Below are 2,163 nucleotides of genomic sequence, written 5' to 3'. Positions count from 1 at the left end.
ATCCAAGTGCAAACCGGAGCTGGTCAAGTTTATCGGCAAGATTAAAGCCCAGTACAAGCTGTAATCAATAATACAATATCCCCTGTTGTTACTGAACCGCTCCCCGTCAAGAGGACAATGAAATAAAATAAAGTTTTGAGACGCTGACGACTTCGTGTTGTCAGCGTTTTTGCTATGCAGCAAGATATAATTCATGTTTCTCCATGGGTGTCAAAACCCCAAGATTTCGCTGGAGTCGTTTATGGTTGTAGTAGTCAATATAATCCGTAATCATTTGAATTAATGCTTCTCTACTGGTAAATCGTTTCCCGTAATATCGTTCCCGTTTAAGAATTCCCCAAAAGCCTTCCATCGGTCCGTTATCAATGCATTTGGCAACACGGGACATGCTTTGTATCATGCCTGCTTTTACCAGTTTTTGGTGAAAGCCCCGGTTTGTATACTGGTATCCTCTGTCACTGTGGAAAATCGGGTGGGCTTCCGGGTTTGCCTGAACCGCTTTGTCAAATGTATCATACACCAGCTTATTATCATTGTTATCACGAATCGCAAATGCAGTAATCCTACGGTCATATAAATCCAGAATGGCGCTCAGATAAATTTTGTGTTTATCAATCCCGTCATACCATTTAAATTCTGTCACATCTGTCAGCCATTTCTCGTTTGGTTTTTCTGCCTTAAAGTTCCGGTCAAGTATATTCTCTGCAATATACTGTGGATGGGAGGCTTGCCTCGTACAGCCATGACTCGCATACTTTATCGTGGATTTTATCTTCAGAATCCTGCAAATTCGCAGTACTCGTTTATCATTGACCGCTATACCATAATACCGGTCCAAATCATCCCGGATCCTTCGGTATCCTTTATCCGGATGCTCCTTATGGATAGTCTCAATTAATGTGGCAATCTGTTTATTTTCACGGAGTCGTTCTCCGTAGTCCTCGTGCAACCATTTATAATATGCTGTTCTGGAAATGTGCAGCAAGGTGCAAATCGCTTCTACCGGATATCCAAATTCTTTATGGCTGTTTTGGACTACTTGCGAAAGGCATCCCTCCTTTCGATCTCGTCCAATTTTTTTAACACATCCCGCTCCATCTGCAGCATATATTTCTCATGCTCCAGTTGGGCTATCTTAATACGAAGCTCTTCTAATTCTGACCGGGGCGTCTGGGCAGCCGTCCGTTTTCCCCGACGGTCTTCCAGACCGGCTTCTCCCAGTTCCTTATATTTTTGTACCCAAGTGTAAACCTGCTGGTAGCTGACCTGGAATTCCAAAGCGACAGCTCCATAGTCAAATCCCCGTTCCATACATGCTTTCACAATCTGTACTTTCTCTTTTTGGCCGGTTTTGCGAGTCTTTTTCATGCGGCTCCCTCCTGATATCTTTCGACCGAAGTCCTTACCGCTATTATACCGCTTTATCCAATCCCTTAGTTGACATCTGCTACGAATTTTATATTTTTTGCAAATCTGACTTAATGAAACGCCTCCTGCTAAATACTCCTCTACTGCCATTCGTTTTAAACTCACAGGATAATTCTGCTTGTGAGATTGGGGTGCTAAACCTTGGATGCCCTCGATTTCATATAAACGTAACCAATCTTTGATTGCCATCTTATCTATTCCGGACATCTTGGCTGCCTGGTTTATTGAAATTTCATTAGACAATATACGTGTTATCCAAGCCAATTTTTCTTCAACAGAATACTTTTCTTTTCTCATAAAAATAGCTCCCTTCATAGAATTCAGTGTTTTTTATTTCACTGTTTCCTATAAAGGGAGCATATCAATGATCAGGGAGTGTTTTTAAATTACGAATCTTGTCTTTGTTCCGCTTCATGCATCTCAGTCCAGCCGGTGCGCAGTTCCGGCGGCCGCTGTACCGTATGGTCCGTGCGCTGGGTGAAGCCCCGGCCGAATACGTCGCTGGCATCCTGAACGATCATGAAGGCAAAGGGGTCCAGCCCTTTTACCAGCTGTTTGATCTTGGCTACCTGAGTCAGTTTTACTACGCAGAACAAAATCTTCCGGTGCTGGTGGGTAAAGGCTCCTTCCCCTTCGATGTAGGTGACGCCCCGGCCTACGATCTTAATGATAGCTTCGGCGATCTCTTCGTTGCGGTCGCTGATAATGATGATGTTTTTCTTAAAATCGAAGCCG

The 2,163-nt window shown here is 43.6% G+C and carries 3 protein-coding genes and 1 pseudogene; all 4 read right to left on the bottom strand.

All coding sequences use genetic code 11. From position 1 onward, the window contains the following. Positions 1-172: 172 nt before the first annotated feature. Positions 173-1,075: an IS3 family transposase gene (locus QZV24_RS10550; protein ID WP_294523627.1), complete on the bottom strand. Its 903-nt coding sequence runs from the start codon at positions 1,073-1,075 to the stop codon at positions 173-175. Next, positions 1,036-1,368 (bottom strand): helix-turn-helix domain-containing protein, encoded by a 333-nt coding sequence (locus QZV24_RS10545; RefSeq protein ID WP_294523624.1) that lies wholly within the window; start codon positions 1,366-1,368, stop codon positions 1,036-1,038. Before QZV24_RS10545 ends, QZV24_RS10550 begins: the two co-directional genes overlap by 40 nt. A gap of 48 nt (positions 1,369-1,416) precedes the next feature. After that, a pseudogene (locus QZV24_RS10630) lies at positions 1,417-1,725 on the bottom strand (transposase); the annotation flags it as partial. Between the two features lie 89 nt (positions 1,726-1,814). Next, a partial coding sequence (locus QZV24_RS10540; protein WP_294523622.1) for a YitT family protein occupies positions 1,815-2,163 on the bottom strand: 349 nt, incomplete at its 5' end.

The sequence above is a fragment of the uncultured Anaerovibrio sp. genome (genome assembly GCA_902786545.1).
Lineage (GTDB): Bacteria > Bacillota > Negativicutes > Selenomonadales > Selenomonadaceae > Anaerovibrio.
The sequence above is the reverse complement of the archived record's forward strand: the minus strand, read 5'-3'. Positions and strand labels throughout refer to the sequence as shown.

What these genes read in the sequence shown, in the direction of transcription:
- QZV24_RS10545 (WP_294523624.1), bottom strand. Translation starts at nt 1,368, where the DNA reads ATGAAAAAGACTCGCAAAACCGGCCAAAAAGAGAAAGTACAGATTGTG.